We start from the raw sequence: 22,457 nt of genomic DNA, 5'->3' as shown, positions 1-22,457 counted from the left end.
AGGCTCGCTTCCACAGGGGAACGCGTTTCAAAAATGTAGGAGTGAGCGTGCTCGCGATGGCGGCGTCATAGCCACCGCCAAAATCTCAGCTTCCGCTCTCGGTCTGGCGGCTACTGACCTCAGCTGGCACATCATCCCCAGCCATACGTTTGCGAAACAGCGCTGCCCGCGCCAGCAGCAACGTCGTCACCGGCACGGTGATCGCCAGCAAAACCGGAATCAGCCAGGCATGCACTACCGGCCCGGATTTCAGTGCTGAAAAGCAGATGATCGACGCCAGTGCCACACACCATGCCCCGATTGTCGAGGCTAGTGCTGGCGGGTGCATGCGCTGGAAGTAGTCCTTCATGCGCAGCAACCCGGTCGCGCCCAGCAGGGTAAAAACGCCGCTCAGCACCAGCAGGACCGCCACCGGAATCTCCACCCATAGAGACAATTCGGCATTCATTCGATCACCTCGCCACGCAACAGGAATTTCGCCAGGGCAAACGAGCCGACAAAGCCGAACAGTGCGATCAGCAGCGCCGCTTCGAAGTAGGTATCACTGGCGTAACGGATACCCAGGGTCAGCATCATCAACATGGCGACGATGTACAGATAATCCAGCGCCAGGACCCGATCCTGAGCTGACGGGCCTTTGAACAACCGAACCAGGGTCAAAGCCATCGCCATACAGTACAGAAACAATGTCAGCAGGATCGCATTCGACAGTAATGGGCTCATTCGAAAATCTCCATCAACGGTCGCTCGTAAGTGCTCTTGAAGTGCTCGATGAATTGCACTTCATCGTCCAGATCCCAGACGTGCAACAAGAGAACGCTGCGATCCAGCGCCAGTTCCGACCATACAGTGCCGGGCACCACGGTGCAGATCATCGCCAGTGCCGCCAGACCGTGGGCATCGCGCAGGTCCAGTGGCACTTTGATGAAGCATGATCGCGGTGGGCGGCGTCCGGCGTTGAGTACGCCCCACGCGACGATCAGGTTGGACATGATCACGTCACGGCCGACCAGGAAGAACAGGCGCAGGATGGCCATGGGGTTACGGATGCGCGCGCGTTTAGGACGCAGCTTGCGCATCATCAGCGGCGCAGCGAACCCCAGAGCGGCGCCGAGCAGCAGGTTGCCCGGGCTGACCGACAGGTTCAGGGTCAGCCACAGAAGCCACAGGGCCAGCGATAACCAGGGAGCCGGAAACAGTCGGTTCATGGCTGCACCTCGAGCATGTCGGCTCTGGCCTGCGGGCTCGGCACCGCGCGCGTGCCAAGGACGGCCAGCACATATTGCTGCGGATTGTTCAGCGCATCGGCCGTGGCCTGGGTGTAGCGCAGCAGCGGTTCAGCCTTGAAAGTCAAAGCGATGCTCAGCCCCAGTAGCAGGAAAATCGGCGCGCATTCAAGTTTGCGCAGCAATGGCGATGGCCGTTCTTCCGGCGTCCAGAAGCGCTGGATACCGAGGCGCGAAAAGGCCATCAGGGAGGCCAGGCCGGTCAGGATCAGCAGGGCCAGCAATCCCCACGCGCCGGGAGACAGCGGCGCCTCGGTGCCAAGCCCCAGCGGGTTGAGCAATGCGCCGATCAGGCCGAGCTTGCCGATGAATCCGGACAGCGGTGGCATGCCGATGATCAACAGTGCGCAGGCAATGAAGCTCAAACCGAGAAACGCCATGGTCCACGGGATGACTTGGCCGACCACAGCTTTCTGCTCGTCGTCGAGGTTGATGCCCTTGGGCGGTTGCAGCGATTCCTGCGGACGCGGCAGCAGTTCGCTTTCGTCTTCCAGTGGGATTTCGTTGGCCGAGCGCGAGCGTTCGATCAGTTCAGCCAGCAGGAACAGTGCGCTCAGCGCCAGGGTCGAGCTGACCAGATAGAACAGCGCAGCGCCGATCAGGTTCGGCTGCGCGAAGCCGATTGCCGAGAGCAAAATGCCCGCCGACACCAGAATGCTCAGGCTGGCCATGCGCTCCAGACGCTGTGCGGCGAGGATCGCCAACCCTGCGCAAGCCATGGTCGCCATGCCGCCGTAGATCAGCCAGTCGCCGCCGAAGAAAGCCGAGGCGCCGGCCTGACCGGAAAACAGCAGGGTCCACAGGCGCAGGAGGGTGTAGACGCCGACCTTGGTCATGATCGCGAACATCGCTGCCACCGGCGCGCTGGCCGAGGAATAGGCCGGCACCAGCCAGAAATTCAGCGGCCACATGCCAGCCTTGGCCAGAAACGCTACCGCAAGAATCCCCGCCCCCGCATGCAGCAAACCACGATCGGCTTCCGGCACCAGCGGGATCTTCATCGCCAGATCGGCCATGTTCAGCGTGCCGGTCACCCCATAGATCAACGCCGCGCCGATGAGAAACAGCGACGAGGCCAGCAGGTTGATCGAGATGTAATGCAATCCCGATGACACCCGCGCGCGGCCGGATCCATGCAGCAACAGGCCGTAGGAGGCGGCGAGCAACACTTCGAAGAACACGAACAGGTTGAACAGATCCGCCGTCAGGAAGGCGCCATACAGGCCCATCAGTTGAATCTGAAACAGTGCGTGGAAACTCGAGCCGGCGCCGTCCCAGCGGGCCATGGCGAAGAGCAGGGCACTGACGCCGATGATCCCGGTCAGCACCAGCATCAGTGCCGACAGGCGATCAACCACAAGGACGATGCCGAACGGGGCCTGCCAGTTGCCCGGCAGGTACACGCCGATGGAGCCGGGCACGCCAGTGGTCTGGGTCCATTGCAGCAGCATTACCGAAATGAACAGGCCGACGAGGCTGGAGAACAGGTTGATTTTCGCCTTCAGCGGCCGGTGCTTCTCGCCCAGCATCAGCATGATCGCGGCGGTCAGCAGCGGCAGCAGGATCGGTGCGGCGATCAGGTGAGTCATTGCCATCATTCTTTAGGCTCCCGGCCGTCGACATGGTCGGTGCCGGTCAAGCCGCGCGAAGCGAGCAATACGACAAGAAACAGCGCGGTCATGGCGAAGCTGATGACGATCGCCGTCAGTACCAGCGCCTGGGGCAGCGGGTCGGTGTAGTGCAGCAGATCCTGGGTCACGCCGTCCTTGATCACCGGCTCTTTGCCGATGAACAGGCTGCCCATGCTGAAAATGAACAGGTTGACCGCGTACGACAGCAGGCACAGGCCCATGACCACCTGAAAGGTACGCGGCCGCAGGATCAGCCAGACCCCGGACGCGGCGAGAATGCCGATGGCGATTGCGATGACTTCTTCCATCAGACGGCTCCTTTGCTGGCGACGGACTTGGGCAGCGATGCTGTCTTGTGACCACGCACCGATTGGTGGGCGAGGGCGGTGAGGATCAGCAGCGTCGATCCGACCACTACGGCGTACACGCCGATGTCGAAGAACAGCGCGCTGGCGATATGGATATCGCCGAGCAAAGGCACGCTGATGTGCCAAGTGTGGGTGGTCAGGAACGGGTAGCCCACCAGCATCGCACCGAGACCGGTGGCGGTCGCGAACAGCAGCCCGGTGCCCATCCAGCGCAGTGGGCGCAGGCTCATCTGCGCCTCGACCCACTGGGTACCGGCAACCATGTATTGCAGAATGAACGCGACCGACATCACTAGCCCGGCGACAAAACCGCCGCCCGGTTGATTGTGTCCACGCATGAACAGGTAGAACGACACCACCAGCGCGACAGGCAGCAGCAGACGGACCAGCACCGCCGGGACCATCATGAAGCCAAGTGCCGTGTCGCTGGCCGAACGCGGGTTGACCAGATCGGTAACCACGTCCGGTGCCAGCAGGCGCTGCTGGGCCGGCAACTGCAGGCTTTCCTTGGGCGGGCGGAAACGGCGCAGCAGGGCGAATACGGTGAGCGCCACGGCGACCAGGACGGTGATCTCGCCGAGGGTGTCGAAGCCACGGAAGTCCACCAGCATCACGTTGACCACGTTGCTGCCGCCGCCCTCGGGCAGGGCGCGACTGAGGTAGAACGAGGAAATGTGGTTAGGCGTCTGTCGGGTGAGCATGGCGTAGGACAGCAGGGCCATGCCGGCGCCGACGGCAACCGACAGCAGCAAGTCGCGCAGACGCCGAATCCGCGCCTTGCGCAGGCTGCCCGGCAATGGCGAAACTTCTTCGATACGTCGCGGCAACCAGCGCAGGCCAAGCAGAATCAACACCGTGGTTACCACTTCGACCGCCAGCTGCGTCAGCGCCAGATCCGGCGCCGAGAACCAGACAAAGGTCACGCAGGTCATCAAGCCACAGACGCTGACCATCGTCAGGGCGGCGAGACGGTGATACTTGGCTTGCCACGCGGCGCCAAGCGCACAGGCAATCGCCAGCAGCCACAGGGTCACGAAGACAATCGAACCGGGGATTTTCGGCCGGTCGCCCCAGCTCAGGCTGCTGTGCAGCATCGGGATCAGACCGGCGAAGACGGCGGCCAATACCATCAGAAAGAGCTGCATCTGCAAACGCTTGGTGCCGAGTCGACGCTCGACACGCCGGGCGATGCGCATCATTACGACCAGACTGCGCTCGAACAGCCGCTTGCCGTTGAAGCGGCCCACCAGCGGCGGGTACTTGAAGCGGCCGAGCTTGAACTGCTTGCGCAGCAGCAGATACAGGACGATGCCACCGGACATGGCGATCAGGCTCATGATCATCGGTGCGTTCAAGCCGTGCCAGATGGCGAGGCTGTATTCCGGCAATTCACCGCCGACAACCGGCAGCGCCGCAGCGGCGAGCAATGGCCCGACGATCTGCGCCGGGAAAATCCCCACCAGCAGGCAGGTAAACACCAGTAACTCCACCGGAGCGCGCATCCAGCGCGGCGGCTCGTGCGGCGTGTGCGGCAGGTCGGTAGCGGTGGGGCCGAAGAACACGTCGACGGTGAAGCGCAGCGAATAGGCGACGCTGAACATGCCGGCGATGGTCGCGACGATCGGAAGGCTGGTTTCGACCCAAGCGGTGGCGTTGATGAACACGGTTTCGGCGAAGAACATTTCTTTCGACAGAAAACCATTGAGCAGCGGCACCCCGGCCATCGAGGCACTGGCGACCATGGCCAGCGTCGCCGTATAAGGAATCAGTTTGATCAGGCCGCTGAGCTTGCGAATGTCACGGGTGCCGCTTTCATGGTCAATGATGCCGGCGGCCATGAACAGCGACGCTTTGAACGTCGCGTGATTGAGAATGTGAAACACCGCGGCAACTGCTGCCAGTGAACTGTTCAGGCCCAGGAGCAAAGTGATCAGGCCCAGATGGCTGATGGTCGAATAGGCCAGCAAACCTTTGAGATCGTTCTGGAACATCGCGCAGTACGCGCCGAGCAACAGCGTACAGGCGCCGGCACCGCTGACGATGTAGAACCACTCCTCGCTGCCGGACAGCGAGGGCCACAAACGTGCAAGGAGAAAAACCCCGGCCTTGACCATGGTCGCCGAGTGCAGATAGGCCGAGACGGGAGTCGGTGCCGCCATCGCGTGGGGCAGCCAGAAATGAAACGGAAATTGCGCGCTTTTGCTTAGCGCGCCGATCAGGATGAGTGGCAAAAGAACAGGGTAGAGGGAATGTGCGCGAATCAGATCGCCGGCGGCCAGGACCTTGTCGAGGTCGTAGCTGCCGACGACATGGCCGAGAATCATGACCCCCGCCAGCAGGCATAACCCGCCGGCGCCGGTGACCATCAGTGCCATATAGGCACCGCGCCGCGCGTCGGCGCGGTGGTGCCAGTAGCCGATCAGCAAGAACGAGAAGAGGCTGGTCAGCTCCCAGAAAAACACGATCTGAATCAGGTTGCCAGAGATCACCAGACCGAGCATGGCGCCCATGAATGCCAGAAAAAACGCGAAGAAACGCGGCACCGGATCGTCCGGCGACATGTAATAACGAGCATACAAAGAGACGAGTGTGCCGATGCCCAGCACCAGCATCGAAAACAGCCAGGCGAAGCCGTCCATGCGCAGAATGAAGTTCAGCCCGAGGCTGGGCAACCACATGAATTCTTCGCGGATCACGCCGCCGTGGGCAATTTGCGGGTACAGCATCGCGACCTGAACGGTGCCGATCAAGGCAACCAGGCCCGCCAGCAGCGATTCGGCATTACGCGCATTGTGCGGCAGCACAGCTGCCAGACAGCTGCCAATGAATGGCAGAAGCAGTAGAACTATCAGGGACATAGGCTTCTAATCTGCGGAAGTTTGTGAAGCATCATACGTGCCAGCTCCCCGATCACCAAACGCGAGGATGTCTCAGAATCCTACAAAGTAGTCTGGAATTTTGTGTTTAGCGTTGTTTCAGAGACGGATGTGATGCCGCAAAAGTCCTCACCGCGAGCAGCTCACTCCTACAATTTGCAACGCGTTCACCTGTAGGAGTGCGCCTGCTCGCGATAGCCATTTATCGTGCAAGGGAGATTCCCGATCTCAACCAAGCGTTTCCTGCTCCAGTTCATCCTGCGTTTGAACAACCTTACCCTTGGTCTTCAATTCACTGACAATCACCGCTGCAACAATCAACCCGGCCCCAACCAGCGCAATCGCCGGCAAACGCTCTCCGGCAATTCGTCCGACGATCCCGGCCCACACCGGTTCACCTGCGTAGATCAACGTTGCCCGAGTCGGTGAAACGCTCTTCTGCGCCCAGTTCATTGCCACCTGGATCGCCGCACTCGCCGCGCCCAGACCCAAAGCGGTTACCAGCAACAACCAGGAAAACTCCGGAATCACTTCACCGGTGGGGACTACCAGCAGGAACGACAACATCGCCGTGACCGCCAGTTGCACCACCGTCACCCGGCGCACATCGACCTGCCCGGCGAAGGTGCTGATCAAAATGATTTCGGCAGCAATCGCCACGGCGCTGATCAATGTCGCAATTTCTCCGGGACTGAAGTTCAACGCCGCCCCCGAAGGGCCCGACAACAGCATCAGCCCGGTAAACGCCAACATGATCCCGATACTTGGCATCAGCCCCGGTCGCCGTCCCAACACCAGCCATTGCAGCAAGGGCACAAAAGGCACATACAGTGCGGTAATGAACGCCGACTGGCTGCTTGGAATCGTTTGCAACCCGACTGTCTGCAAGCCGTAGCCGAGCATGATCGCCACGCCGATGAACGACCCCGCCTTGACCTCGAACACGGTCAACTCCCGCAAGTGACGCCAGGAAAACATTGCGACGATTGCCGCCGCTGCGGCAAAGCGCAGGCCGACGAAAAACATCGGGCCACTGACCGTCATGGCATGCTGCACAAGCAGAAACGTGCCGCCCCAGATCATGGTAATCAGCACCAGCACGCACTCGGCTTTGCTGAAGCGGGAGAAGCGGATGCGGGAAGAAGAATTGTTCGGCGACATCATGACCTTGCGCACTGTAAAAGAGAGGCCGCACAATGCCGCCAACGTTGCGCAGTATACTGCCCAACCCCACCGAGTGAGCAATATAGTGCACAAAGATTCGACTCAGCGAGCCTCCGTCCTGCAACACGTCAGCCAGAATGTCCGACGTCTGCGCCATGCTGCGGACATGAGCCAGGCCGCACTGGCGGAAAAATCCGGGGTGAGCCGACGCATGCTGGTGGCGATCGAGGCCGGCGAGAAGAATGTCAGCCTGACCACGCTTGATCGCGTCGCCGAAGCGCTGGACGTGGCCTTCAGCGATCTGATTCAAGCCCCCGATGCGCGCGACCCGAGCCGGATCAACGAGGTTGCCTGGGCGGGCGCGATTACCGGCAGCAGGGCCGTGCTACTGTCCAAGGCCACCGCGACCCGCGAAGTCGAGCAATGGGAGTGGTGTCTGCAACCGGGCGAGGTCTACCCGTCGCAACCAGACGCCGATGGCTGGAGCGAGCAAATCTACGTATTCGAAGGCTGTTTGACGCTGATGCTCGGCGATCAGCCGCAGCTCATCAATAAAGGAGAGTTTTTCATGTTCGCCAGCAATCAGCCGCATTCTTATCGCAACGATGGCGAAGTCGCAGCGTGGTTCGTGCGTAATGTGGTGATCTGAATGGAGCAGCCTGCGGACATTCTGATCATCGGCGGCGGGCTCAGCGGCACGATGCTGGCGGTGCAATTGTTACGTCTGCCTGGACGACGAAGAATTTTGATCATCGAGTCGCGTACTGAACTGGGGCGGGGTGAGGCCTACAGCGCTGTCGAGTTGGGGCATACGCTTAACGGCAATGCTGCGCGGATGAGCGTCGACCCGGATAATCCTGATGATCTGACGCAGTGGTTGAGCGCACATATTGCTGCTGGCGGCTGGCCGGAGTCGGCTGAGCAGGATGTGCCGGTCAGTGACCTGTTTCCACCTCGTGGGCTGTTCGGTGTCTACGTACAGCACCGGCTTGCAGAAGCCAGGGAAGTAGGTGCGCTGCAAGGTTCGACTGTCGAACACATCTATGCCGAGGCCGTCGACCTGCAAGTTGATCCCGCTTCAGTGAAGCTCACCTTGAGCGATGGTCAGCTTTTGCAGGGTTCCCGCGCCGTCCTGGCCACCGGCATGTTCCCCGCCGCGCGCACGCCGCAGACGCAATCCACTGGGCTCAATGCCGCCGCCCTCGATCCTTGGGATGTGGCGGCCATGCGCGATCTCGATCCGCAATCCACCGTACTGATCATCGGCTCCGGTCTGACCATGGTCGATGCCGTGGTGTCGCTGGAGCAAGCCGGGCATCGGGGGCCGATCGAGGTGTTTTCACGGCATGGGTTGCTGCCCCATGTTCGTCGGCAACCGCCAGCCTGGGTGGATTTTCTGGCGCAGGATCACAGCATCCGTACGCCGCGCCAGTTGTTGCGCGAACTGCGTCGGCACTGTCGCGATGCCATCGCCCAAGGCATCGATTGGCAGGCACCACTGGATACGGTTCGCGCGCATATTGGACGGCTCTGGAGTCAGGCGACTGACGTGCAGCGTCGACAATTCGTACGGCATGTACGGCCGTGGTGGGAGAGCCATCACCATCGCTCGCCGCCGCTGAGTGCCGAGTTGATCGAGCGGCTGAGTAAGGCAGGGCGCTTGCGCATTCATGCCGCTTCGTTCAAGGGGCTTGAGCCGGGCAGTGGCGATGCTGTGGCCATTCGCATCCGTCCTCGCGGTGAGACTGAAACACGCGTCGTGAGTGGTGCGGCGCTGATCAACTCCAGCGGCATCGAATACGACTGGCGGCGGGTTGCTCGGCCGTTGCCGCAGCAGTTGCTGGCGCGGGGACTGGTGCAGGCGGGGCCGTTGGCGCTGGGGATCGCCGCTATGGACGGCGCAGTGATGGATGCCGAAGGGCGCGTGAGTGCTCAGCTGTTTGCCATGGGCCCGCCGTTGCGCGGGATGTGGTGGGAGAGTACGGCGGTGACGGATGTCGCGGCGCAGGCTAAAGCGTTGGCTCAGCGGGTGGTGGATAGCCTGAGAGATTGATGCGTTCTTTCGGACTTCTTCGCGAGCAGGCTCGCTCCCACAGGGAGATTGAGGTTGTGAAAACAATTTGCGCCACACCGCAGCCCCTGTAGGAGTGAGCCTGCTCGCGATAGCGGTGGTTCAGTCAATAAAAGCTGTCTGATAGACCGCGATCGCGAGCAGGCTCACTCCTACATTCGTTGCGTGGTGCCTGAAGGTATTACGCAACCACCCGATAGCACGGCACATACGCCGCACCACCCGGCAACTTCATCCGGTGCTGGGCGACGAAGGCTTTCAGTAGCGCATCAAGCGGCTGCATGATCGCCGCATCACCGCGGATCTGATACGGCCCGTGTTCTTCGATCAGGCGGATGCCCTTGTCCTTGACGTTGCCGGCGACGATGCCGGAAAACGCTCGACGCAAATTGGCCGCCAGTTCATGCGGTGGCTGGTCGCGGTGCAGTTTGAGGTTGGCCATGTTTTCGTGAGTCGGATCGAACGGACGCTGGAAGCCCTCGTCGATCTTCAATAGCCAGTTGAAATGAAACGCATCGTTCCGCTCGCGGCGGAACTGCTTCACCGCTTTCAGTCCCTGGGTCATCTGCCGCGCCACTTCGGCCGGGTCATCGATGATGATCTCGTAATGCTGCTTCGCCGCTTCGCCGAGTGTTGCGACGACGAACGCATCCAGTTGCTCAAGATACGGCGCGGCATGCTTCGGCCCGGTGAGGATCACCGGGAATGGCAGACCTTCGTTGCCCGGGTGCATCAGGATACCGAGCAGGTAGAGGAACTCCTCGGCAGTACCGGCGCCGCCCGGGAAAATGATGATGCCGTGGCCAACACGGACAAAGGCTTCCAGACGCTTTTCGATGTCCGGCAAAATCACCAGCTCATTGACGATCGGGTTTGGCGCTTCGGCAGCGATGATGCCCGGCTCGGTCAGGCCGAGGTAGCGACCGCCGTGAATGCGCTGTTTGGCATGGGCGATGGTTGCGCCCTTCATCGGGCCTTTCATTACACCCGGGCCGCAACCGGTGCAGATGTCGAGGCTGCGCAGGCCCAGTTCGTGGCCGACTTTCTTGGTGTATTTGTACTCTTCGGTGTTGATCGAGTGGCCACCCCAGCACACCACGATTTTCGGCTCGACGCCCGGGCGCAGGGTGCGCGCGTTGCGCAGCAGGTGGAATACATAGTCACTGATGCCCTGGGAATTGCTCAGATCGATGCGCTGGCTGTCGAGTTCGTTCTCGGTGTAGACGATGTCGCGCAGAGCGCTGAAGAGCATCTCGCGGGTACTGGCGATCATCTCGCCGTCGACGAACGCGTCGGCCGGAGCGTTCAGCAGCTCCAGGCGCACGCCGCGATCCTGTTGGTGAATACGGATTTCGAAGTCTTTGTAGGCTTCGAGAATGGTCTTGGCATTGTCGACATGCGCGCCGGTGTTGAGGATGGCCAGGGCGCACTGGCGGAAGAGGGTGTAGGTGCTGCCGGATCCGGCTTCGCTCAGTTGTTGGACTTCACGTTGAGAAAGGGTTTCCAGACTGCCTTTCGGGCTGACCGAGGCATTGATTACGTGTCGTTGGGTCATGCAGTGATCCTTAAAACGATGCCATCCGTAACGCAGCGGAGGGCATCCGAATAGTGTGTATCCATGAATGAAGATGGCACGATCTGCGCTGTACCGCCATGTCCCCGTTGGACGCTGAAAAGATGTAAAGGAGCCCCAGCATAGCTAAAACCCGCTGCGATGCGATAATGCGCCGGCGAGTTTTTTCCGTTGCGCCTCTTGTCACTCAGGGAAGTCATTTTCGATGTTCGAGATTCAGCCGATGGACCCCGTTACCTTTCGCCAGCAGACCCGCCGCAGCACAGTCATCATCGCGGTGCTGTTCCTGCTGCTGGCGATGCTGTTTTCGTCGGTCGCAGTGTCAGTGTTCGGTGAGCCCGACGGGGATAATCTGCGATTCAATGTTGGCGGCGTATTCGTGGCGTTTCTGCTGACGGCAGCGCTGTTGCGCGGGCGGTTCTGGCATCAGACCTGGATGGCGCCGGCGGTATACGGCTGGCGCCTCAAGCGCAACTTGATGAGCATCACCAATGTGATTCATCAGGTGACAGCGGCAGTGCAAAGCGATGATTCGACGGCGATGAAGGTGTTGCGTTTCTACCATTTGGGATTGCTGCAGATGCACGAGCTGGACGGCAACTCCAGTGATCACGGCCAATTGCGTGACGAAGTCGAACAGCATAAGGCGCGGATGCAGGCGCAGGGCCTTGATCCACACCAGCCACGCTTCGATCCGCAATGGCTGGAGACATTGAAACCGGCCTCGCCTTAAAACGGAATGCGCCGGGCGCGGCGCAGTTTCCACGAGCGCAGCAGTCGCGCGTAGACGATCAGGTTGATCGCCAGTACCACGCTGCCGAGCGCCAGTTGAATCTGCGGGGTCAGACCTGCCGGGTAGATGATCGGCCAGATGTAATGCTCGATGAAGCCGCCGGCATATTCGGTCTGCCGGGCCGCGTGGCGCATCAGGTTTTCCCAGTAGGTCAGCGGGCAGGTCAGGTGCAACCCCTCGACCGCCACGCCCCAGGCTGCCGCTGGCAGGTGCAGCCACATCAGCCGTGGCCAGCGCAGCACCAGCAGCCCGCCGAGCAGGACGAAGAGGATGAAACTCAAGTGAAACAGCACCAGCCCGTCGGCGGCGATTCGGTACAGCATGGCGTCTTCCTGACGTGAAGATGAATGGCGCTATGGTACGCCGCGCGAGATAAAATTCCTTGGTGAATTCGGATCAGGAAAAGTGTTCTACCCTTTAACAATGATCAACTTGTTCAGAGGTGAGATGCACATGGCGAACGAGCAAACGCGTCCCGATGAAGATGAGCCGACAGAGGCCGAGATCGAGCGGCAGAAGAGAAGGGAGGAGAAAACCTGGAAGCATGATGACAGCCGCGAGCTGTCGGAGCGCGATCAGGAGCGTCCTCTGAAGCCTTGAATGACGCATACGAAGAGCCCCGCATCAGCGGGGCTCTTCGCGTTTCAGAGGTCTTCCAGCTGCGTGAAGTCCGGGTATGTCGCTCGATACCCCAACGTTCGATCGATCCACGCATTGAGCTCATTGACCATCACCGGCGGATGGCCGGGGTAACCCTCGAGGGTGCTGCGCAGGGTGCGTTCGATGTCGGGCACGCTGTGCAGGTTTCGGGTCTTGATGTAATGGCCGATAAAACAGTCGAGTTCCAGGCGTTCTGTCTTGGACAGATGGACACACTTCAGGCCGCTGACCTGTTTGATTGCAAAATCGTCGCTCACTTATTTCTCTGCAAGGCTTGAAAGTTGTTGATGGATTCCTGATCTCTTTGACTCTTTGGTCAACTGGTATACCAATCGGAAAGGCGGCGCGCATGCTATCCGCAGCGCGAGAAAATGTATGTATGACAGTCGAAATGTCAGACAGGCGGTTGATTCGCTCAAACGGCTGTTTTATCGAGGCTGTTTCGCGGTTGAAACACTTTTTGTAACGCTGAGGAATCAATGCAAGGCATGTTCGGATAACGCGCCGAGTCGGTAGATATTTAGTCGATCCTTCGTTCAACTGCTCGCCCGCCAGTCTGCCTCGACGGTGCGCAATACCGTGATTACGTTATGCAAAATTAGAATTTAAAAATTAAATTCAAGAGCGTTATGGTCTATGCAAATCTCATTTGCAGGACTCGCCATGAAGCTGTCTCGTTTCCTACGCCGCGCGCTGACCATTGCGTTGTTGATCTCGCCATTGGCCTACGCCGCGGAGCCTTTAGTCCTGCACGTCGGCGATCAGAACTACTACAACATCCGTGCTTCGGTCGAAGCCTCAGGTGTGTTGAAAGACGCGCCTTACACAGTCGACTGGAAACACTTCCAGGCTGCCGCGCCGCTCGCCGAAGCGTTGCAGACCGGCTCGCTGGACCTGGGTTTTCTCGGCGATTCCGGTTTCCTTTTCCTTGCTGCCAAACAGGCACCAGTGAAACTGATTGGCGTATCGCGGCAGAACCCCGACACCATTGCCTTACTGGTGCCCAAGGATTCGCCGGTGAAAACCATCGCCGACCTCAAGGGAAAAAAAGTCGCTTACTGGCCCGGAGCCTGGAGCCAGCAACTGACCTTGCGCGCTCTGGAGCAGGGTGGTCTGCCGGAAAACTACGTCGACTTCGTCAAGCTGATGCCGATCGACGCGGCCGCCGCTTTGCCGCAGGGCAGCATCGACGCCTTTCCGGTGTGGGAACCGTATATCTCGCAACAGATCGTGTTCTCTGGCGCTCGGCCGATCCTGACGGCGAAAAACCTGATGCCAGGGCTGAGCGCCATCGCGGCTTCGACTCCCTCTATCGACAGCAAGCGTGCGGCGATTGCCGATTTTCTCGGACGATTGAAACAAGCGCGAGCCTGGGTTGATCAGCATACCGACGAGTACGCTGACCTCTGGGCAAAAAAGGCCAACCTCGATCAGACGGTCTCGCGGCATTGGTTGCGCCAGGCGCACATGAGCGTCGGACCGGTGGATCAGCAGGCGGCAGCGGATCTGCAGAGCACGGCGGACTTCCTGTTCAAAGTCAAAGCACTGCCCGCACCGCTGGCGACGGCAGGCATCATCGACACTTCGTTTCAACAAGCCTTGACTCACTGAAAACCAGCATCGGAACCAAACCCTGTGTACCTTATCCAACCTGCGCTCGCTGGCAGCAGCGCAGGAAAGGACAAGGGCGAGGGAGTTTTGCCATTGGACAACACGACGGCTATCGCCGGACTCAGGGCGAAACATGACTTCCGGATGCAAACTTCTCTGTGCTGCGCTCGTCGCGTTCGGTCTGGCCGGCTGCATCGCCGCGCCGGTCGAAATGACCGCGCAAACCGAAACCCGCCTGCAGTCCCGGGCACCCGTACGTTTTCTCCTGACGTTCGATGATGGCCCCAGCGCTTCAGGTTTGTGGAATCCCACGGCCACGGTGCTCGACAGCCTCAAAAGCAACCCCGTACAGGCAAACATCAAAGCCGTGTTTTTCGTGCAAACCCGGGCGCCTCGGGCAGGTGACAGCGAGATCGGTCGCAGCTTGATGCGTCGTGAACACGCCGAGGGGCATATTCTGGCCTTTCACACCGCGACTCACTGGCACACCAACCATCGCTCGCTTGATCCGCAAGAACTGGAGCAGTCGCTGACCGAGGGCAGCGCCGACATCGCAACTATCACTGGAGCGCCGCCCAAGCTGTTGCGCCCGCCATTCTGGAACTATGACAAACGCACATTCGCGGCCTACCAGAAGCACGCCTTGCACGTTTTGCTCACGGATGTGAGCGCCAATGACGGCAAGGTCTGGGGCTTCAATGCCAGTCCCCGGCGTCGCGCGAATATGCTGCGGCAGTTGTCCGAAGTGCGCGAACGCATCGCCGTTGGTCAATTGCCGACGGTGGACGGTGTGATTCCGGTGGTGGTGACGTTCCATGATCTCAATCGCTACACGGCGCGCCACACCCGAGAATATCTGCAGATTCTGCTCGATAGCGCGGCAGCAACCGGCGTCAGACTGGCGGACAAGCCGTTCTACGACGATCAGGCCGCGCTGGAAAAAGCTGCGCTGGCGCGTATTGTCCAGCAAAGCGCTGAACCGGTGAATCTGCCCGGAATGTGGAACTGGATCTGGGATCACGACGCACATTGAGTGGCGTAAGTAATCTGTGATCGGCTTGGCATTTTCGGGCCGGGCAATGAACACTTCCTGCATCTATGCTCGTTGGATCGATTCCGCCTGCGAGGCGTCCGTCCATGCTTGCCATTGCCGATATTTGTCGCATCGTCGAGTCAGGCTTCCCTAACTACAAATGTGATTGCGCGCCAACGGCGCAGGGGTTGTTGCGCATCGAGGTGTATGAGCCGGGCAGCGGGCGTATTGAACTGTTGCTGGATGGCGTTTCTCCCGAACATCTGGTGACCATCCGGGACATTTCCAATTTCATCGGTGAGTTGCGCACTGAAATGAACGCGGGACGCCGGGCTTTCGCCGGCTGACTTTATAACCGCCGTTGAAAGGCCTGCACGATGCGCCGCGTGGCGTCGTTGGTTTCGAGATTGTGCACGGCATCGAGCGGAAACCAGATGCAATCGACGATTTCATTCTGTGGGCGGACATCGTCGATGTTGACCACTGAGGCCTCGTAAACGTGATGCCGCGTGCTACCGGACTGCAGGTCCATCAAGTACAGCACTTCGTCGGCATTCAGCCCGGTTTCTTCCTGCAACTCGCGCACGGCAGCGGCCGCGCGGGTTTCCCCGCGCTCGACCTTGCCGCCGGGCAATGACCACGGATGACGGGGTTTGCGCACGAGGAGGATGTGACGATCCTGCTCGCAGATGACGGTAGCGCGTACTTTCATGGATGCCTTGCCGGGTAATGTCATAAAAATGTAATCAAACTGCAATATTCGAGCCGTGCGCGGGTTTAAAGGTTCCCGTTTAATTGGGAGCCTTCTGCATGTGGAAAAGTGCCGGCCTATTGACAGTAAGGGACGCGACATCCGGTTTACACCGCAGCGGGGACCCGGTGTAAGGTGAACACGTACACCGAAAACACCGTTGGCAAAAAGGAGGTGCTCATGAGCATTCCAATGCTGAACAAGCTGCACATGAACGGTTATGACGTGCTCAGCGTGAACAACGGCCCCTGGCGGGTCTGCACGCAGGGCGATCGATTGGCGTCATTCACCAGCAGGGAGGAGGCGATGGCCTATGCGGCGGCGCTTCCCGGCTATAAAAAACGCTCCAGGCCGGTGCAGAGTCACAAGGGCGGTTGACGTGTAGTCATGAAGCCCCGGTTGCGACCGGGGCTTTTTTGTTGAATCAGGCGCATCGGCGTCAGTGGATTTTGGATCGGCTGATGGTCCGGGCTTTTACCTCCTTGGCATAACCTTGCAATCTTTCCTCGTCGCTTTGCAGGATTTCGCAAGAGCGCAAAACGGTCTGGGCGTCTGCCTCGTTACCCGATTTGCGCAGCTGTTCAGCGATGCGCTTGAGGTCGACTGCCGACCATCTCAGGTCGGACGCCACGCTTTGCAGATCCCGTTGAAGTTCGTGTTCGTATTCATTGAGCCGCATGATCACCTCCAGAACATTCTCGGTAGAAAAGAGTAGTCGCATTTTTCCAGATGCAACCGGGTCATCTGACGCTCGGCTGAACCGATGTAAAAAATTGTCCGATCGCCGATAACGGCGGGGTGCCACGATGGATGTGCACGCGGTTAAACGGTACATTCGCTTTTTTTCAGATCAGGTAAACAGCATGCGCGTATGGATCGGCACTTTGGCATTGGCCCTGTTGACGGGTTGCTCGTTACCAGCATCGTTGGTGCCGGGCGAACCAAACCTCAGCAAGACCAGTGACAAGCCTCCCAGAGAATATGCGGCATGTTTGTTACCGTTGTGGCAGAAGGACGTCGCCAAGACTGCGCAGACGTCGATTTCCAACGGCTATCGGATTACCGCGCCGAGCATTATCACGGCGGATGAGATTCTCGATATCGTCAAGTACAAGGACGGCAGCAAAGTGTCCCTTTACCAAGGGCCGCCATGGGCCAAGTCCGGGTCGCTGCGCCAATCGGTGCGTGACTGCCTGTAGCCACGCATCTGATTCACAGCAAAGGCAGACGCCGAATCCCCGGTGTCTGCCTTTTTTCCTGGATGGAGATTTGATTCAGGGCGCGGTGTTGGCGGTGGGCAATCTCTGTCTGTGGATCGGCTCGAAGGGGTTTTCATTAGGGCGCTGGGATGATCGGGCGCAAACGCTCTGGGCATTTGTGTTTTCGCTGATGCTGGGATTGTTTGCCTGTTACCTGGCTACTAATGACAAATTGCATGGCTGGTTACGCCGGCGAAACGTCACGAAACAATCTTCTTATCCGAGTGAATGGTTCTGCGCTTTTTCCCAATATGAGCGCTTCATAACCCTGCATTTAAATGACGAAAGGCGCGTATTAGGCTGGCCCGTCGAGTGGCCACGCGAATCATCCAATGGTCAGTTCGTGATGAAATACCCGCGTTGGCTCAGCGATGATGGCCAACCGGCACCTATTGGCGCCGAGTTTTTATTGATAGATTCCGCGAAAGTCAAATAGGTTGAGTTCAGCCCAACATCAGAGGGATCAGCATGCCAACTGCCAGAGCACCACAACCCATGCCAAAGCATTTAGAGCGACTCTTTGTCGGGCCGGACGGGAAAATGCTTGAAGTGCCCTTGATCAAGGGGCCCAGTGCGCCGCCGCCTCTGAAACCCCGGCCTACACGATAAGCTTCCTCAGCCCCAACCCTCCACCACCGCCCGGCGAATCGCCTCCAGCAACATCGCGAACGCCGGGTTGTCATTGTTCTCCCGCCAGATCAGATGCAGCTCGCTCTGCACCCCTTCGCCGAGATCGATCTCGCGAAACACCACATTCCTGAACACCACGCTGGTCGCGCAACGCGGTACCAGTGCCAGACCCATGCCGGCGTTGACCAGCGCCAGAATCGTCAGCGAAGACCCCAGCCATTGCACGTAATCCGGTGCCACCCGCGCTGAACGCAGCGTACCGGTCAACAGTTCGTTGAACGGCGGATAAGCTTCATGGGAGTACATCAGGAACGGTTGTTTATCCAGATCAGCGACTGACACTTCAGCCGCGTTTGCCAGCCGATGCCCGCTCGGTACCGCGAGCACGAACGGCTCGCGCACCAGGCATTCGGTGGCATAGCCCGGTTCCTGCAATGGCGCCCGGGCGATGCCCAAGTCGATACGGCGAGCCCTCAACGCCTCGTGTTGCTGATAGGTGTTCATCTCTGCCAGATCGATTTTTACCTGGGGCTGCTTGAGTCGCGCTTCGGCGATCACCTTGGGTAGAAACTCATACACCGCGCTGCCGACGAACGCGATGTTCACCGTACCGATATCGCCCTCGGCAAACCGGCGTGCGGTGACCGCCGCTTGCTGTGCGCGCTCCAGCAGATTCTGCGCTTCAACGAAAAAAGCCCGGCCCGCCGCCGTCAGCGCAACGCTGCGGGTGCTGCGGGTGAACAGCTCGACGCCAAGGTGATGTTCGAGCAATTGAATCTGCCGACTCAGCGGCGGCTGGGTCATGTTCAGGCGTTCGGCGGCGCGGCGAAAGTTGAGTTCCGTGGCGACCGTGGTGAAACAGCGCAGTTGGGTGAGTTCGAACATTGATCTAATCCGGGTATCAATCGAATGCAAGTTTAGATTAGACGGGATCAATGCGCGGCGTCCATGATCGGCTCATCGCTTCAAGCCATCCCAAAAAAAACAAGATCGGGAGTCGCCTCTTGAAAACCCTCCAGAATCCGCCGGACATCACGGTGCTTGCCCGCGCCGCCGCCAAGGTCAAGCGCCATGTGCTGCCGCTGTTCGTAGTGATGTTCATCGTCAATTACATCGACCGGGTCAACATCGGTTTCGTGCGCAGCCATCTGGAGACCGATCTGGGCATCGGCGCGGCGGCTTATGGATTGGGTGCCGGTCTGTTTTTTATCGGTTACGCATTGTTCGAAGTGCCATCGAACATGTTGTTGCAGCGCTACGGCGCGCGGGTCTGGCTGACCCGAATCATGTTCACCTGGGGCGCTGCGGCCATGGCCATGGCATTTGTCCAGGGTGAAACCAGTTTCTATGTACTGCGCTTTATCCTTGGCGCGGCGGAGGCCGGGTTCTTCCCGGGCATCATTTACTACTTCACCCAGTGGCTGCCGGCGTCCGAGCGCGGCAAAACCATGGCGGTGTTTCTCAGCGGCTCGGCGATTGCCTCGGTGATTTCCGGCCCGGTCTCCGGTGCGCTCCTGCATATCAGTGGCTTGGGCATGCACGGCTGGCAATGGATGTTTCTGATCGAAGGCGCGGCCTCGGTGGTGTTGTGCGCATTCGTCTGGTTCTGGCTGCAATCGCATCCGCGGCAAGCGAAATGGCTCAGCGAGGAAGAGCGAGACGCGCTGGTCGCGGCGATTGCCGAGGAACAGCGCGCCCGCGAAGCGGTACAAGTTGCCAAGCCGTCGATGTTCAAGCTGCTGGCCGACCGGCAGATCGCGCTGTTCTGCTTCATCTATTTCTCCATTGCCCTGACCATCTATGGCGCGACATTCTGGCTGCCAAGCATGATCAAGAAGATGGGCAACCTCGGTGATTTCCAGGTCGGGCTGCTTAATTCGATTCCCTGGATTATTTCGATTGTCGCCATGTACGGCTTTGCAGCGATGGCCGGCAAGTGGAAATTCCAACAGGCCTGGGTCGCGCTGACCCTGGTGATCGCGGCCATCGGCATGTTCATGTCGACCACGGGCGGGCCGGTGTTTGCTTTCGTCGCCATCTGTTTCGCGGCCATCGGCTTCAAAGCGGCGTCGGCGCTGTTCTGGCCGATCCCGCAAAGCTATCTGGATGCACGCATCGCTGCGGCGGTGATCGCGCTGATCAACTCCATTGGCAACCTTGGCGGCTTTGTCGCGCCGACCGCGTTCGGCATTCTCGAACAAACCACCGGCTCCATCGAAGGCGGCCTGTATGGCCTGGCAGCGACATCGCTGGTCGCCGCCGTGGTGATCTTCTTCGCCCGCACAGCGCCCGGCGCCAAAGGCCAAAACCCGGCAAAGCCAAGTGACGAAGCCGCCGTTGTGGCGCCGGTTCGTCCGGCTGCGAGCCACTGAATCGATTGTTGATCTGTCAGGAGCGTCATCTTGAAAATCACCCGTGTCAGCGTCACCCCGATTGCCTTCCGCGATCCGCCACTGCTCAACGCCAGTGGCATCCACGAACCTTTTGCCCTGCGCTCGATCATCGAGATCGAGAGTGACAACGGCTACATCGGCCTCGGCGAAAGCTACGGCGATGCCCCGGCGCTGGCGATCCAGCAACAATTGCAGAGTCAGTTGATCGGCCTTGATCCGTTCAATCTCAATCAATTGCGCGCGATCGTGCAGGCCACCGTGGCGGCGAATAAACCCGCAAGCATCGCTGGCGCCGAACTGGCGCCCGGTTCTCACGCCAGTAAAGCGGTGAGTAATGCCTACTCGGCATTCGAAGTGGCGTTTCTCGATTTGCAGGCGCGCTACCTCAATGTGCCGCTGGTGGACCTGCTCGGCGGGGCGATCCGCGAGGAAGTGCCGTTCAGCGCCTACCTGTTTTTCAAATACGCCGAACATATCGACACGCCCTACAAGCCGGACAACTGGGGCGAGGCGCTGAACGAGCAGCAGATCGTCGCGCAGGCCGCGCGGATGATCGAGGCGTACGGATTCAAGAGCATCAAGCTCAAGGCTGGCACCTTGCCGCCGGAGCATGAAGTGGCGTGCATCAAGGCGCTGAAAAAAGCCTTTCCGGGATTTCCGCTGCGCATCGACCCAAACGGCAACTGGTCGCTGGAGACGGCGATTCGCATGGCCGAACTGCTCGGCGATGATCTGCAGTATTACGAAGACCCGACCCCCGGCCTTGATGGCATGGCCGAATTGCACAAGCGCACCGGTCTGCCCCTGGCGACCAATATGGTGGTCACCGATTTCGACGAGTTCCGCCGCAGCGTTGCGCAGAACAGCGTGCAGATTGTCCTTGCCGACCACCATTACTGGGGTGGTCTGCGTGATACGCAGACGCTGGCGAAAATGTGCGAGGTATTCGGCTTCGGCGTGTCGATGCATTCCAACTCGCACCTGGGCATCAGCCTGATGGCCATGGCGCACGTCGCGGCGGCGGTGCCGAATCTGGATTACGCCTGCGACACCCACTACCCGTGGCAGGAGCCTGACGAGGAAGTGATCAAGGGCGGCAAGCTGCCGATTGTCGATGGCTGCGTGAAGATCACCAGGGCGCCCGGGCTGGGGCTGGAACTGGATCATGAGCAACTGGGCAAGCTGCATGATCAGTACCTGACCTGCGGGATTCGCCAGAGGGATGATGTGCGGCAGATGCAGCGGTACAAGGCGGATTGGCGGGCGGTCAAACCCCGATTCTGAGGTGTCTGATTTGGCGCTATCGCGAGCAGGCTCACTCCTACAGTTTGAAATGCGTTCCCCTGTAGGAGTGAGCCTGCTCGCGATGGCGCCGGTGCTGTCAAAGCGTCTCCAGCAGCCAATCCCTGAACGCCTTCAACGAAGGCAGATTCTCATTGCGCGGCGGATACACCAGGTAATAGCTGCGCCGACTGGTAATTGGCTCGCCCAGTTGCAGCAATTCGCCCTTGAGCAATTCTTCCTCGACCAGAATTCGCGGCACCAGGCCCACGCCGATATTGGCGCGTACCGCCTGAATCAAGTGAGAGGTCATCTCAAAGCTCGGCCCGATCCTCATGCTGCGGTGCGGCAGTTGATGATGGCTGAACCATTCCGCCCACGCTTGGGCATTGCTGCTGACGTTGAGCAGCAACTGCCCGGCGATGTGCCGCTCGGCCTCGTCGCGTTCAGTTTCCGACAGCTGCGCGCTGGCAATCGCCACCAGTTCTTCGGTGTGCAAGGGCAGGGCAGTCAGGCCTGGCCACTCACCCCCGCCAACGCAGATGGCGGCGTCGATTTCGCTGGTGTCGAAGTCGATGGTCTCGATCCGCGAGTGCAGGTGCACGGTCATGCCCGGGTGCGCCGTGTAGAAATCCTTCAGCCGTGGCAGCAACCATTTCGAACCGAAGGTCGGTAATGTCGCCAGGCGCAGGCTGTGAATGCCCGAACCAAACGCCATCGCCTGCAACGTCGCGCTGCGAATCTGCCCAAGGGCTTCGGCGAGCTCGCGCTGATACATGCGCCCGACATCGGTCAGTACCACCTGCCGGCCTTCGCGAGTGAACAGGCGCATGCCGAGCATCTTCTCGAGAATCTGTACCTGCCGGCTGACCGCGCTCTGCGTCAGTGACAGTTCATGGGCGGCGCGGGTGTAGCTCTCGTGGCGAGCGGCGGCCTCGAAAGCCAGCAGCAGCGACATGGACGGCGTGAGGGTGCGCGGATTCATTCGTAAAACTCATCGATAGCGGGCCGAATTTACGCTTGTTCCAAGGTTTGCCAGCAATGAACATGGGCGCAATCAGATGGCGGAGCCTGACG

26 protein-coding genes are annotated in these 22,457 nt (G+C 59.7%); 12 read left to right on the top strand and 14 right to left on the bottom strand.

All coding sequences use genetic code 11. The annotated features are described in order from the left end of the window. Positions 1-85: 85 nt before the first annotated feature. The 7 genes from AEQ63_RS11575 to AEQ63_RS11545 form a co-directional block, all read right to left on the bottom strand. A complete protein-coding gene (locus AEQ63_RS11575) occupies positions 86-448 on the bottom strand; it encodes a Na+/H+ antiporter subunit G (protein ID WP_064363487.1) in 363 nt (120 codons plus the stop codon). Next, positions 445-723 (bottom strand): K+/H+ antiporter subunit F, encoded by a 279-nt coding sequence (locus AEQ63_RS11570; protein ID WP_042606712.1) that lies wholly within the window; start codon positions 721-723, stop codon positions 445-447. The genes AEQ63_RS11575 and AEQ63_RS11570 overlap by 4 nt, the downstream gene beginning before the upstream one ends. Continuing rightward, positions 720-1,208, bottom strand: coding sequence for a Na+/H+ antiporter subunit E (locus AEQ63_RS11565; protein ID WP_064363486.1), 489 nt, complete (start codon positions 1,206-1,208; stop codon positions 720-722). Before AEQ63_RS11565 ends, AEQ63_RS11570 begins: the two co-directional genes overlap by 4 nt. Next, on the bottom strand, positions 1,205-2,884 hold the full coding sequence (locus AEQ63_RS11560; RefSeq protein ID WP_042606714.1) for a monovalent cation/H+ antiporter subunit D: 1,680 nt from the start codon (positions 2,882-2,884) through the stop codon (positions 1,205-1,207). Before AEQ63_RS11560 ends, AEQ63_RS11565 begins: the two co-directional genes overlap by 4 nt. After that, on the bottom strand, positions 2,881-3,225 hold the full coding sequence (locus AEQ63_RS11555) for a Na+/H+ antiporter subunit C (RefSeq protein WP_016775082.1): 345 nt from the start codon (positions 3,223-3,225) through the stop codon (positions 2,881-2,883). The genes AEQ63_RS11560 and AEQ63_RS11555 overlap by 4 nt, the downstream gene beginning before the upstream one ends. Further along, the gene (locus AEQ63_RS11550; protein WP_064363485.1) at positions 3,225-6,143 is read right to left on the bottom strand and encodes a monovalent cation/H+ antiporter subunit A; all 2,919 of its coding nucleotides are present in this window, start codon (positions 6,141-6,143) and stop codon (positions 3,225-3,227) included. The genes AEQ63_RS11555 and AEQ63_RS11550 overlap by 1 nt, the downstream gene beginning before the upstream one ends. 246 nt (positions 6,144-6,389) lie before the next feature. Continuing rightward, positions 6,390-7,325 carry a DMT family transporter gene (locus AEQ63_RS11545; protein ID WP_042606716.1) on the bottom strand — a complete coding sequence of 312 codons (936 nt, stop codon included), beginning with the start codon at positions 7,323-7,325 and terminating at the stop codon, positions 6,390-6,392. 85 nt (positions 7,326-7,410) lie between these two features. Here AEQ63_RS11545 and AEQ63_RS11540 point away from each other — a divergent pair, with 85 nt between their 5' ends. After that, positions 7,411-7,974, top strand: coding sequence for a helix-turn-helix domain-containing protein (locus AEQ63_RS11540; protein ID WP_064363484.1), 564 nt, complete (start codon positions 7,411-7,413; stop codon positions 7,972-7,974). After that, a complete protein-coding gene (locus AEQ63_RS11535; RefSeq protein ID WP_064363483.1) occupies positions 7,975-9,378 on the top strand; it encodes an FAD/NAD(P)-binding protein in 1,404 nt (467 codons plus the stop codon). It abuts the gene before it with no gap. 199 nt (positions 9,379-9,577) lie between these two features. Here AEQ63_RS11535 and ppnN read toward each other — a convergent pair whose 3' ends face one another. Then, positions 9,578-10,951, bottom strand: a complete 1,374-nt coding sequence (gene ppnN, locus AEQ63_RS11530) for a nucleotide 5'-monophosphate nucleosidase PpnN (RefSeq protein ID WP_042606719.1) — start codon at positions 10,949-10,951, stop codon at positions 9,578-9,580. Between the two features lie 223 nt (positions 10,952-11,174). Here ppnN and AEQ63_RS11525 point away from each other — a divergent pair, with 223 nt between their 5' ends. Further along, the gene (locus AEQ63_RS11525; RefSeq protein WP_064363482.1) at positions 11,175-11,702 is read left to right on the top strand and encodes a DUF3087 domain-containing protein; all 528 of its coding nucleotides are present in this window, start codon (positions 11,175-11,177) and stop codon (positions 11,700-11,702) included. Here AEQ63_RS11525 and AEQ63_RS11520 read toward each other — a convergent pair. Next, a complete protein-coding gene (locus tag AEQ63_RS11520) occupies positions 11,699-12,085 on the bottom strand; it encodes a DUF2784 domain-containing protein (RefSeq protein ID WP_064363481.1) in 387 nt (128 codons plus the stop codon). The two genes, AEQ63_RS11525 and AEQ63_RS11520, sit on opposite strands and share 4 nt — an antisense overlap. Positions 12,086-12,215: 130 nt before the next feature. On the opposite strand from AEQ63_RS11520, the gene AEQ63_RS28765 reads away from it, so the two are divergent. Further along, the gene (locus tag AEQ63_RS28765; protein WP_165839201.1) at positions 12,216-12,362 is read left to right on the top strand and encodes a hypothetical protein; all 147 of its coding nucleotides are present in this window, start codon (positions 12,216-12,218) and stop codon (positions 12,360-12,362) included. A 44-nt stretch (positions 12,363-12,406) separates the two neighbouring features. Here AEQ63_RS28765 and AEQ63_RS11515 read toward each other — a convergent pair whose 3' ends face one another. Then, positions 12,407-12,679, bottom strand: coding sequence for a hypothetical protein (locus AEQ63_RS11515; protein WP_042606722.1), 273 nt, complete (start codon positions 12,677-12,679; stop codon positions 12,407-12,409). A gap of 406 nt (positions 12,680-13,085) precedes the next feature. Between AEQ63_RS11515 and AEQ63_RS11510 the strand changes: the two genes are divergently transcribed. The 3 genes from AEQ63_RS11510 to AEQ63_RS11500 all read left to right on the top strand — a co-directional run bounded on the left by AEQ63_RS11510 (position 13,086) and on the right by AEQ63_RS11500 (position 15,413). Then, a complete protein-coding gene (locus AEQ63_RS11510; protein ID WP_064363480.1) occupies positions 13,086-14,033 on the top strand; it encodes an ABC transporter substrate-binding protein in 948 nt (315 codons plus the stop codon). Positions 14,034-14,166: 133 nt separating this feature from the next. Next, the gene (locus AEQ63_RS11505; RefSeq protein WP_064363479.1) at positions 14,167-15,066 is read left to right on the top strand and encodes a polysaccharide deacetylase family protein; all 900 of its coding nucleotides are present in this window, start codon (positions 14,167-14,169) and stop codon (positions 15,064-15,066) included. 104 nt (positions 15,067-15,170) lie between these two features. Further along, the gene (locus AEQ63_RS11500) at positions 15,171-15,413 is read left to right on the top strand and encodes a DUF1652 domain-containing protein (protein WP_064363478.1); all 243 of its coding nucleotides are present in this window, start codon (positions 15,171-15,173) and stop codon (positions 15,411-15,413) included. Positions 15,414-15,415: 2 nt separating this feature from the next. Here AEQ63_RS11500 and AEQ63_RS11495 read toward each other — a convergent pair whose 3' ends face one another. Continuing rightward, positions 15,416-15,778, bottom strand: a complete 363-nt coding sequence (locus AEQ63_RS11495; protein WP_064363477.1) for an NUDIX hydrolase — start codon at positions 15,776-15,778, stop codon at positions 15,416-15,418. 219 nt (positions 15,779-15,997) lie between these two features. Here AEQ63_RS11495 and AEQ63_RS11490 point away from each other — a divergent pair, with 219 nt between their 5' ends. Beyond that, a complete protein-coding gene (locus AEQ63_RS11490) occupies positions 15,998-16,195 on the top strand; it encodes a hypothetical protein (protein WP_042606727.1) in 198 nt (65 codons plus the stop codon). Positions 16,196-16,256: 61 nt separating this feature from the next. On the opposite strand, the gene AEQ63_RS11485 is transcribed toward AEQ63_RS11490, so the two are convergent. After that, on the bottom strand, positions 16,257-16,496 hold the full coding sequence (locus tag AEQ63_RS11485) for a hypothetical protein (protein ID WP_042606728.1): 240 nt from the start codon (positions 16,494-16,496) through the stop codon (positions 16,257-16,259). Positions 16,497-16,680: 184 nt separating this feature from the next. On the opposite strand from AEQ63_RS11485, the gene AEQ63_RS11480 reads away from it, so the two are divergent. After that, on the top strand, positions 16,681-17,016 hold the full coding sequence (locus AEQ63_RS11480) for a hypothetical protein (protein WP_064363476.1): 336 nt from the start codon (positions 16,681-16,683) through the stop codon (positions 17,014-17,016). 70 nt (positions 17,017-17,086) lie between these two features. Further along, positions 17,087-17,512 (top strand): DUF6338 family protein, encoded by a 426-nt coding sequence (locus AEQ63_RS27200; protein ID WP_330219470.1) that lies wholly within the window; start codon positions 17,087-17,089, stop codon positions 17,510-17,512. Positions 17,513-17,691: 179 nt separating this feature from the next. On the opposite strand, the gene AEQ63_RS11475 is transcribed toward AEQ63_RS27200, so the two are convergent. Next, a complete protein-coding gene (locus AEQ63_RS11475; protein ID WP_064363475.1) occupies positions 17,692-18,591 on the bottom strand; it encodes a LysR family transcriptional regulator in 900 nt (299 codons plus the stop codon). A 119-nt stretch (positions 18,592-18,710) separates the two neighbouring features. Between AEQ63_RS11475 and AEQ63_RS11470 the strand changes: the two genes are divergently transcribed. Beyond that, positions 18,711-20,078 (top strand): MFS transporter, encoded by a 1,368-nt coding sequence (locus AEQ63_RS11470; RefSeq protein ID WP_064363693.1) that lies wholly within the window; start codon positions 18,711-18,713, stop codon positions 20,076-20,078. 30 nt (positions 20,079-20,108) lie between these two features. Beyond that, positions 20,109-21,383 (top strand): glucarate dehydratase family protein, encoded by a 1,275-nt coding sequence (locus AEQ63_RS11465; protein WP_064363474.1) that lies wholly within the window; start codon positions 20,109-20,111, stop codon positions 21,381-21,383. A gap of 97 nt (positions 21,384-21,480) precedes the next feature. Here the strand turns inward: AEQ63_RS11465 and AEQ63_RS11460 are convergent, their stop codons facing one another. Next, positions 21,481-22,365, bottom strand: a complete 885-nt coding sequence (locus AEQ63_RS11460; RefSeq protein WP_064363473.1) for a LysR substrate-binding domain-containing protein — start codon at positions 22,363-22,365, stop codon at positions 21,481-21,483. Between the last annotated feature and the right edge of the window lie 92 nt (positions 22,366-22,457).

It is taken from the genome of Pseudomonas sp. RIT-PI-o, from assembly GCF_001297215.1.
Classification (GTDB): Bacteria; Pseudomonadota; Gammaproteobacteria; order Pseudomonadales; family Pseudomonadaceae; genus Aquipseudomonas; species Aquipseudomonas moraviensis_A.
This window is presented reverse-complemented; position numbering and strand designations above follow the sequence as displayed.

Coding starts and splice junctions, on each gene's coding strand:
- AEQ63_RS11475 (WP_064363475.1), bottom strand. CDS start 18,591: ATGTTCGAACTCACCCAACTGCGCTGTTTCACCACGGTCGCCACGGAA.
- AEQ63_RS11535 (WP_064363483.1), top strand. CDS start 7,975: ATGGAGCAGCCTGCGGACATTCTGATCATCGGCGGCGGGCTCAGCGGC.
- AEQ63_RS11520 (WP_064363481.1), bottom strand. CDS start 12,085: ATGCTGTACCGAATCGCCGCCGACGGGCTGGTGCTGTTTCACTTGAGT.
- AEQ63_RS11495 (WP_064363477.1), bottom strand. CDS start 15,778: ATGAAAGTACGCGCTACCGTCATCTGCGAGCAGGATCGTCACATCCTC.
- AEQ63_RS11505 (WP_064363479.1), top strand. CDS start 14,167: ATGACTTCCGGATGCAAACTTCTCTGTGCTGCGCTCGTCGCGTTCGGT.
- AEQ63_RS11500 (WP_064363478.1), top strand. CDS start 15,171: ATGCTTGCCATTGCCGATATTTGTCGCATCGTCGAGTCAGGCTTCCCT.
- AEQ63_RS11575 (WP_064363487.1), bottom strand. CDS start 448: ATGAATGCCGAATTGTCTCTATGGGTGGAGATTCCGGTGGCGGTCCTG.
- AEQ63_RS11560 (WP_042606714.1), bottom strand. CDS start 2,884: ATGATGGCAATGACTCACCTGATCGCCGCACCGATCCTGCTGCCGCTG.
- AEQ63_RS11570 (WP_042606712.1), bottom strand. CDS start 723: ATGAGCCCATTACTGTCGAATGCGATCCTGCTGACATTGTTTCTGTAC.
- AEQ63_RS11480 (WP_064363476.1), top strand. CDS start 16,681: ATGCGCGTATGGATCGGCACTTTGGCATTGGCCCTGTTGACGGGTTGC.
- AEQ63_RS11550 (WP_064363485.1), bottom strand. CDS start 6,143: ATGTCCCTGATAGTTCTACTGCTTCTGCCATTCATTGGCAGCTGTCTG.
- AEQ63_RS11545 (WP_042606716.1), bottom strand. CDS start 7,325: ATGATGTCGCCGAACAATTCTTCTTCCCGCATCCGCTTCTCCCGCTTC.
- AEQ63_RS11555 (WP_016775082.1), bottom strand. CDS start 3,225: ATGGAAGAAGTCATCGCAATCGCCATCGGCATTCTCGCCGCGTCCGGG.
- AEQ63_RS11525 (WP_064363482.1), top strand. CDS start 11,175: ATGTTCGAGATTCAGCCGATGGACCCCGTTACCTTTCGCCAGCAGACC.
- AEQ63_RS11565 (WP_064363486.1), bottom strand. CDS start 1,208: ATGAACCGACTGTTTCCGGCTCCCTGGTTATCGCTGGCCCTGTGGCTT.
- AEQ63_RS11485 (WP_042606728.1), bottom strand. CDS start 16,496: ATGCGGCTCAATGAATACGAACACGAACTTCAACGGGATCTGCAAAGC.
- AEQ63_RS28765 (WP_165839201.1), top strand. CDS start 12,216: ATGGCGAACGAGCAAACGCGTCCCGATGAAGATGAGCCGACAGAGGCC.
- AEQ63_RS11510 (WP_064363480.1), top strand. CDS start 13,086: ATGAAGCTGTCTCGTTTCCTACGCCGCGCGCTGACCATTGCGTTGTTG.
- AEQ63_RS11490 (WP_042606727.1), top strand. CDS start 15,998: ATGAGCATTCCAATGCTGAACAAGCTGCACATGAACGGTTATGACGTG.
- AEQ63_RS11460 (WP_064363473.1), bottom strand. CDS start 22,365: ATGAATCCGCGCACCCTCACGCCGTCCATGTCGCTGCTGCTGGCTTTC.
- ppnN (WP_042606719.1), bottom strand. CDS start 10,951: ATGACCCAACGACACGTAATCAATGCCTCGGTCAGCCCGAAAGGCAGT.